6 protein-coding genes and 1 riboswitch are annotated in these 7,126 nt (G+C 71.6%); of the genes, 2 read left to right on the top strand and 4 right to left on the bottom strand.

Annotation, left to right across the window (positions count from 1 at the left end; translation table 11 throughout):
- Positions 1–27 precede the first annotated feature (27 nt).
- Both ACFV0O_RS18900 and ACFV0O_RS18905 read right to left on the bottom strand, forming a co-directional pair.
- Positions 28–1,302, bottom strand: a complete 1,275-nt coding sequence (locus ACFV0O_RS18900; RefSeq protein WP_380342867.1) for a transglycosylase family protein — start codon at positions 1,300–1,302, stop codon at positions 28–30.
- Positions 1,289–1,446, bottom strand: a riboswitch (cyclic di-AMP (ydaO/yuaA leader). It overlaps the preceding gene by 14 nt.
- A gap of 525 nt (positions 1,447–1,971) precedes the next feature.
- A complete protein-coding gene (locus tag ACFV0O_RS18905) occupies positions 1,972–2,931 on the bottom strand; it encodes a hypothetical protein (protein ID WP_380342870.1) in 960 nt (319 codons plus the stop codon).
- Positions 2,932–3,489: 558 nt separating this feature from the next.
- Here ACFV0O_RS18905 and ACFV0O_RS18910 point away from each other — a divergent pair.
- Positions 3,490–3,753 carry a DUF397 domain-containing protein gene (locus tag ACFV0O_RS18910; RefSeq protein ID WP_380342872.1) on the top strand — a complete coding sequence of 88 codons (264 nt, stop codon included), beginning with the start codon at positions 3,490–3,492 and terminating at the stop codon, positions 3,751–3,753.
- Positions 3,754–4,321: 568 nt separating this feature from the next.
- On the opposite strand, the gene ACFV0O_RS18915 is transcribed toward ACFV0O_RS18910, so the two are convergent.
- Positions 4,322–4,903: an ATP-binding protein gene (locus ACFV0O_RS18915; protein WP_380342874.1), complete on the bottom strand. Its 582-nt coding sequence runs from the start codon at positions 4,901–4,903 to the stop codon at positions 4,322–4,324.
- A 418-nt stretch (positions 4,904–5,321) separates the two neighbouring features.
- Here ACFV0O_RS18915 and ACFV0O_RS18920 point away from each other — a divergent pair, with 418 nt between their 5' ends.
- Positions 5,322–6,188 carry a helix-turn-helix transcriptional regulator gene (locus ACFV0O_RS18920; protein ID WP_360249772.1) on the top strand — a complete coding sequence of 289 codons (867 nt, stop codon included), beginning with the start codon at positions 5,322–5,324 and terminating at the stop codon, positions 6,186–6,188.
- A gap of 78 nt (positions 6,189–6,266) precedes the next feature.
- Here the strand turns inward: ACFV0O_RS18920 and ACFV0O_RS18925 are convergent, their stop codons facing one another.
- Positions 6,267–6,872: a TetR/AcrR family transcriptional regulator gene (locus ACFV0O_RS18925; protein WP_380342877.1), complete on the bottom strand. Its 606-nt coding sequence runs from the start codon at positions 6,870–6,872 to the stop codon at positions 6,267–6,269.
- Between the last annotated feature and the right edge of the window lie 254 nt (positions 6,873–7,126).

Consider the following 7,126-nt stretch of genomic DNA (forward strand, 5'->3'; position numbering starts at 1 on the left):
CGTCGGCCGTCAGCCGGTTCGCCGTGCTCAGACCCGGCCGGCGAAGTCCGGGGCCCAGTTGGCGATGGTCTGCTCGCGCACGCCCGAACTCGGGTTGGCGGCCTCGACGTACTTGCCGCCGCCGACGTAGATCGCGACGTGGTAGACGCCCGAGTCCTGGCCGTTGTTGGACCAGAACAGGAGGTCGCCCGGCTGCAGGCTGTCCAGCGAGACGTGGGTGCTGGCGGCGGCCTGGTCGGCGGCGACGCGCGGGACGGAGACGCCGGCGGCGCGCAGCGCGGCCTGGGTCAGGCCGGAGCAGTCCCAGCCGCCGTTGCCGGTACCGCCGTAGACGTAGGCCTGGCCGACCTTGGACTCGGCGAAGGAGACCGCGGCGGCCATGCTGCCGGTGGCGGCGGGGGCCGGGGCCGCAGCCTGGGTCTGGGTCTGGGTCTGGGCGGCCGGCTTGGCGTTCACGGAACCGCCGTTCGTGGACTGACCGGACTTCTGCGAGCGGTTGAACCAGGTGAAGTCCGAGCCGGACTTGTCGGTGGAGGCCGACTGCGGGCCCTGGGCGTGGTCGCCGAAGGACAGGTGCTGGCCCGGGTAGATGCTGTCCGGACCGTCGGTCAGGGTGCTGCGGTTGAGCTCGTACAGCCGCTGCCAGCCGCCCTGGACGTGGTTCTTGTCGGCGATCGAGGACAGCCAGTCGCCCGCGACCACGGTGTAGTCGCCGTCCTGGGCCCACTGCTGGTGCTTCTGGGTCCAGTTGCCGGTGGCGGTGGTGGCCTTGGCGTCGTCCTGGGCGGGAGCGGCGGGCTTGGCGGCGGGGGCCTGGGCGGGCTTGGCGGCGGGCTTGGCAGCCGGGGCCGGGGCGGCCGGGGCGGCCGGCTTGGCGGCGGCCGAGGTGTCGACGGCGGCCGGGGCGCCGCCCTTGGTCAGGCCGGCCTGGATCGAGCACACCGGCCAGGCGCCGGGGCCCTGCGAGGCGAGGACCTTCTCGGCGACGGCGATCTGCTGGTCCTTGGTGGCCAGGTTGGCCTGCGAGGCGTACGAGGTGCCACCGAAGGCGGCCCAGGTGCTGGAGGTGAACTGCAGGCCGCCGTAGAAGCCGTTGCCGGTGTTGATGGCCCAGTTGCCGCCGCTCTCGCACTGGGCGACCTTGTCCCAGGTGGCGACGGAGGCGGCGGAGGCGGTGCCGGAGACGAGGCACGGGACGGTGAGGCCGACGCCCGCGACGCCGATGGCGGCGATCACGCGGCGGGTGCGGCTGGACAGGCGGGTGCCGTTGGTGGGCAGCATGAAGACGTGGTCCTCTCCCACGCCTGCGAGGTGAGCTGTCGGATTCGGGCTGGAGTTGCCCGGCCGCGCTTGGCGCGGCTTCACCCCTAGCCCTGAACCGTTCCGGGAACGGTCCGGGGCGACTTACCTGTGGGTCCCCCGCTCCTGCCGTGGTGCGTTTTCGCGCTGCCAGGACATCCGACGGCAGGACTCGGCGTCGCGGATGAACTGGGTCCGTGTGGTCACGAACGGGGAGCACGTTAAGCAGACTTAAGTTCAAACTGCAAACAGCTGTGACGCCCATCACGGTTTAGTGGGAACTGCCAAAATGGCGCGTATCCATGATCGTAAATGATCGTTTTTCGGCAATCGCGTTGCGGATATCCACAACTGGCTCGGTTTCAGGAATCGCGTGACGGTGCGTCGAGGTGCGCGGTGGCGCATCGGTCGAGTCGGGGGAGTGGCCGGAGTCCGAGCGCTGATGAGTGCGCTCCCCTTTTCCTTGCAAATGACGCAAGAACGGACAATCTCCTTCATTGCCGCGAAGCTCCGTTAACCCCCGAAGGTCTCTGCGGCCACGGAAACTCCCAAAACCTTCACAATCGCCACAACCCCCACAACTCTCCTGTGGGGGTGCGCGGGCACGGCGAAGGGCCCGGAACGAAATCCGTTCCGGGCCCCGTGTGCGCGCCGGCGGGCGCGCGGTGTCGCTTACTGTCCGGCAGGCCCCTCAGCGGCCGCGTGGGCCCGTCGGGTGCCCTCTGCGGCCCCCTCGGCCTCGGCGGCGGCAGCCGCCTCCGCCTCGGCCCGCGCCAGCTCCTCCGGGGAGGGCGCGGGCAGCGCGGCCAGGTAGGTGGAGGCGATCAGCTGGCCGACGGTCGGGTACGCGCCCAGCGGCGCCGCCGACGGGCAGCCGGTCTCCTCGGCCGCGGTGGCGAGCAGCTCGGAGTCGGCCTCCGGCCCGATCACCAGCGGGGCCAGCGCCGGGCGCTGGGCGCCGGTCTCCCTGAGGTGGTTGACGGCCGCGGCCACCGAGCCGGGCACGTCGAGCGCGGCGGCCACGACCGGGATGGCCAGCCGGGCGGCCAGCAGCACGCCGGTGATGCCGGCCGCGGCGGCGGCGTCCTCGCCGCCGACGGTGGTCAGGACCACGCCGTCGGCGGCGGTCGCGATGGCGAACAGACGGGCTCGGTCGGCGCGCGCCAGTCCGGCCTCGGACAGTCGCACGTGCACGGCCTCGGCCAGGAGCGGGTGCGGGCCCAGTGCGTCGGTGACGGGCGCGCCGTACTCGGCGGCGAGTGCGTGGAGTTCGGGCAGGAAACCGTGCGGTCCGGGCACCAGCGGCACCAGGACGGGCATCGGCAGCCCGGCCTCGGCGGCCGTGGCCAGGAGTTCGGCGACGGTGCGCTCCTCGCCGCCCTCACCCTCGGCGGACTCGCCGGGGAGGTATCCGACCGTGGCCTGGACGCCGTTCTGCTCGCTGCGGACGATCGAGAGCAGTTCCTCGACGACCGAGCGGGACTCGGGCCCGGCGGTCGCGGGTACGGCGAGCACCAGGGCCGGGGCGCCGGAGGGAATCTCGGGGCGCTCGGGACGACGATGGCGCCCCCGCGCACGGGAGCCTGGAGTGCGGACGGGCAGTGGCGCGCCCGGGATGGCTGCGGTGCTCATGCCGGAGATCGTAGGACATCGGCCCGTCCGGCCTGCAGTCGGCTGCCGTACGGGTTTCGCGCAGCGGCAGTGCGGACCCGGTGTCCTGGGTGGGCCGGTCCGGGCGGTTTACCCGCAATCCGGACATTCTTCGCCCAACCCCCGTGCGTGCGTGGGCCATTGCCTTGACGTACGCCGCGAGGCACTGCGTTGCACCCGCCGTGCGTGAGATGTCTCACAGCCCGGAGGTCGCCTGACGGAGGGTCACGGCGGCGCGACTCCCGGCATTCGAAGATCAACATTCAGGGGGGATTCGCTCACGGCCGGTTATCGCAACCCCGACGATTCAGTCGGCTATGTCCGTTTACGTACCGTCAGGAGAAGGCCCCGTGAAGAGTTCGGGGCCGCCGGTGAAAGGCCTCGTGCACCTGCAATGTCCCGTGCTGATGCACGTGCACTGCAGCTATCATCGCGTCAAGTGAGGCGTTGTGCCGGACCGGTACGGGGCCGGTCCGTTCGTTCGGCGGTGCCGGGGGCGCCGCGCTGGACAACAACTCCGGAGCTCTTCGGGAGACTTCTATGCACGACTCGCAGGACAGGCACGGCTCGCACGACACCTTCAACGGGATGGCCGCGGCCGATCTCCGGGGAGTGGTCTGGCAGAAGAGCCGGCACAGCAACTCCCAGGGCAACTGCGTCGAGTTCGCGGCCCTGCCGGGTGGCGACGTGGCGATGCGCAACTCGCGCTTCCCGGACGGTCCGGCGCTCATCTACACCCGGGCCGAGATCGCCGCCCTGCTGCTGGGGGCCAAGGACGGGGAGTTCGACCACCTGGCGGTCTGACCGGCCGACCTGTTTCACCATCGGGGGGCCGTCGTGGGTGCCGACACCACGACGGCCTTTGTCTTTTCCGCAGCCGTTTCCGCCACCGTTTTCGGAGCCGCCCCGAACGGGGCCGTTTCCGCCGCCTTTTCCGGGACCGCCGTAATCGGGGCCGCTGCTTCCGGAACTGCCGCAATCGGGGCTACTGCTTTCGGGGCCGCCGTAATCGGGGCCGTTGCTTCCGGAACTGCCGTAATCAGGGCCGTTGCTTCCGTTGCTGCCACAGCGGGGGGCGCGGTGGACACCGCCGCCCTCGGGGCCGCCGGCCGGGATCGACCACCGGCGGGGCCTGGCGCAAGCACCCGGGGTGTGGTCCTCCCGGGGTTTCCCTCGACCTGCCGCTGAGTGGTCCGTCCGACCCGCTGTCGGGTCTGCCATCCGGTCCGTCACCGGTCCTGCCGTCCGCGGCGCTGCCACCGCCGGGGCCGTCGTCCTGGCCGTCGCCGGGCACGCCGTTCGGCGTACCGCCGGAGCGGGTGCCGGTTGTGCCCTCCGACCAGGCACCGGGCGGGCCGTACGCCGCCCGGCGCTAGGCCGAGCGCCGGTGCCGTCCACCGATGTCGACCGGTCCGCCGAGCGCCTCCAGCGCCGGGCGTCCGCCGATCTCCGGGTGTCCGTCGAACGGGCCGACCGCCGGCTCCGCCTCGAACATCGCCCAGACCACCTTGCCGCTGCCCAGCGGGTGCCAGCCCCAGGAGCGGCTGAAGGACTCCACCAGGTGCAGTCCGCGGCCGGATTCGGCGACGAAGTCCGCCTCCCGGGCCACCGGGCCGATGCTGCTCGGGTCGCTCACCGCGCAGACCACCTGGGGTGCGCGGTGCACCAGGCTTATTCGGATCGGCAGCCGGCCGTCCGGGGTCGGCTGTGTGGGAAAGTCGTACTCGCCCTGGGCGCCGCCCGACGGGTCGGGCCGTGCGCCGATCGCATGCCGGAGCGCGTTGGTCACGAGTTCCGAGGCCACCAGTGCGACGTCGTCGAACAGCTCCGGCAGTCCCCAGCGCTGGAGCGTGGTCCGGGCGAAGTCGCGCGCGGTTCTGACGGCTTCGAAGCGAGGAGCGAGCGTACAGGTGACCACATGGGGGTCAACCGCCAAAGCCGTACCGGTGCTCATGAAGAGCTCCTCCCATAAGGGGGCGGACACGGCTGGACCCGCCGGGGTCATGCCGGTCACCTCCGACTCGCTCGGCCGCACGGCCGCCCCCTCGACCACACGCGCGCGCACTCGAACGCCCGATGGCGCGGGGGACGCCGTCGGGCCGGTGCACGGAGTCGCGCGTGGGGTCGACGCGGAGCCCGCGGGATTGCCAGGGATGTGCAGGTGCACGTGCACCATGGTGGTGTGCGCTCACTGCAGATGCAAGAGTCGATTCACGTGCAGTCGCACTATTGGCATATGCAAGCGCCGGATGCACGTGCATCCTGGTGTGCGGAGTGCAGAACTGATAGGAACATCCGTCAGTATCGGCACCGTGAGCGCTCAACTGATGGCAGACTGTGCGCTGTTTGCCCTAGGTGGAGGTTTCGACCGCATGACCACAGTTCAGCCGGGCGGCGGCTCGATGGTCCGCCGGATCCTCCTCGGCTCGCAGTTGCGTCGCCTGCGTGAGGCGCGCGGCATCACCCGTGAGGACGCGGGCTACGCGATCCGGGCCTCCGAGTCCAAGATCAGCCGCATGGAACTCGGCCGCGTCAGCTTCAAGGAGCGCGACGTCGCCGACCTGCTCAGCCTGTACGGCGTCGACGACGGGATGGAGCGGGAGGCCCTGCTCGGCCTGGTCCGCGAGGCCAACAAGTCCGGGTGGTGGCACAGCTTCAACGACGTGCTGCCGGGCTGGTTCCAGACCTACGTCGGACTGGAGGAGGCCGCTCAGCTGATCCGCACCTACGAGGTGCAGTTCATCCCCGGGCTGCTGCAGTCCGAGGAGTACGCACGGGCGGTTTTCGGCCAGAGTCGGCCGGTCATCAGCGAGGAGGAGGTCGAGCGGCGGGTCAGCCTCCGGCTGCGCCGCCAGAAGCTGCTGGCCGAGGGCGGCAGCCCGCGCCTGTGGGCGGTCATCGACGAGGCCGCGCTGCGCCGGCCGGTCGGCGGGCCCAAGGTGATGCGCGGTCAGGTGCAGTACCTGATCGACGTCGCCGAGCAGGCCAACGTGGTGATCCAGGTCATGCCGTTCCGCTTCGGCGCGCACGCGGGCGAGTCCGGGGCGTTCACGATCCTGCGTTTCCCGGAGCAGGACCTCGCGGACGTGGTCTACCTGGAGCAGCTCACCAGCGCGCTCTACCTGGACAAGCGGGACGACGTGGACGCGTACATCCAGGTCATGGAGCGGCTCTGTGTGGACAGCCTCACGCCGGAGCGCACCATAGACCTGCTCGCCTCGATCCTGAAGGAGCGCTGAGCCGCCGCCGTTCGGACCCGCGGGCCCCTCCCCCGCGGAGCCCCGGCAGCAGGTCGCTTGCAGGCCGCCCACCCGGCGTCAACCGCGGGCCGGCGGCCTTTCGCGTTCCGGCGGGGCGGTCTGCGGCGGGTCGCCCAGGTGCCAGGCCAGGTCGTAGCGGCGGAAGAGGTCGGCCCGGATCGGGGCCAGCGGGATCTCGGCGCCCGGCAGCAGCACTCCGATGCAGCCGCCCATCAGCGCACTGCGCAGCACCGCGTGCTCGGCGACCGGGTCCGGCGCGCCCCAGTCGCACAGCAGCCCCTGGAGGATGGCGCCGAGCTGCTGCTGCTCGGGGTCCTGGACGAAGGCGCCGGTGTCGGGATCGAGGATCAGCGCCAGGTGGGAGCGCATCACCCGGGGGTGGTCCATCGCCAGTCCGAGCACGGCGTCGATGGCGCGGGCCAGCCGGGACTCGGGGGAGGAGCCGGGCGCCAGTTCCGCCAGCGCGGCCGACAGCGCCTGGTGCATCATCCGGTGGGTCGCGGACTGCATCAGCAGCCGTTTGCCGTCGAAGTAGTAGGAGAGCAGTCCGCGGGCGAGTCCGGCCCGTTCGGCGATGTCGGTCAGCGTGGTGCCCGCGTAGCCGCGCTGGTCGACCAGCTCGACGGTGGCCCGCATGATGCGCCGGCGGGAGCGTTGCCGCATCTCCTCATTGACCGAATCCCCGCGAGGTGCCATCGTGACTGCTCCGAACGTTCGTTGGCTCCGGGCCAATATACTTGCGAAGCCGACAGCCGCCCCGTGGAACCGTGCCCGGACGGGCACCACCCCGGGCGGCCGGTACGAAGACGGGCGGGGCGACCCACACAGGGGGGGGGGGGGTGGGCGGGGGGCTGAGCCCTGGGCTCGGGGGGGGGTGGGGGGGGGGGCGGGGTCTGTGTGTGGGTCGGGCGCGAGGT

The organism is Kitasatospora sp. NPDC059577, assembly GCF_042735475.1.
GTDB lineage: Bacteria > Actinomycetota > Actinomycetes > Streptomycetales > Streptomycetaceae > Kitasatospora.